The 786-nt window shown below is 28.2% G+C and carries 2 pseudogenes; both read left to right on the top strand.

Annotation, left to right across the window (positions count from 1 at the left end):
* Positions 1–459 (top strand): annotated as a pseudogene (locus L8X50_RS08215) (hypothetical protein); the annotation flags it as partial.
* A gap of 78 nt (positions 460–537) precedes the next feature.
* Positions 538–786: pseudogene (locus L8X50_RS08220) on the top strand (hypothetical protein); the annotation flags it as partial.

Below are 786 nucleotides of genomic sequence, written 5' to 3' on the forward strand. Positions count from 1 at the left end.
GTAATTGATTATAATAAATATGATATAGCTAGCGATGAATTTGGAGATATATACAAAGCCTTAAGAAGTGATATAGTTGAGGGTAAGATAAAAGATCCAAGGGATGTAGATTCTACTTATGAAAGCAGAAGAGAATTTGATCGCCATAGGGGAGGGTATAAAAATGGTATGAGGCAAGGTTATGAAACTGATACACCTAATGATTGGAGTGAAGAAAGAGCACAACTTTTTAATGATACTTTAATACTACATGCCAAACTAGCAGCCCTAACTCCTCCTCAAGGCTATCCTAATGCACCTTATTATTTTACCCCTGAAAACCTAGAATGGTATTATAAAAGACATAAGCTTGATAAACTCCTTGATCCAAGAATTCCTGCCATATATAGATATAATTTTCCAGAGGATTTAAGAGCTAAAATACTAGCTTATGCTAAAGAACATAATATAAAAGAGTAAAAATAATGAATTTCATTAGCCACTACTATAATCATGGAAGATGGTTTGTATATAGGCTAATTAAAGAAAGGAAAAACAATGCAAAAAATACTTCAAATTGATTTAGAAAAAAGAAAAGCTTTAGAGAATTTAAAAAATTTAAGCTTATTGGGTTTTGGTGGAGTTATGTTATTTAATCTAAATAAAGATGATGTGATTAAAGATAATGATATTTTTTCTATGCATAATATGAATCATTTTTTACAACTTAGTTTAGATCAATTTTACATACCTAATGCTTTTTTAAATATTTTAGAATTTTTGCATATTAAAAAACATATTGATATA

This window comes from Campylobacter sp. CNRCH_2013_0898h (genome assembly GCF_025772965.1).
Lineage (GTDB): Bacteria > Campylobacterota > Campylobacteria > Campylobacterales > Campylobacteraceae > Campylobacter_D > Campylobacter_D lari_D.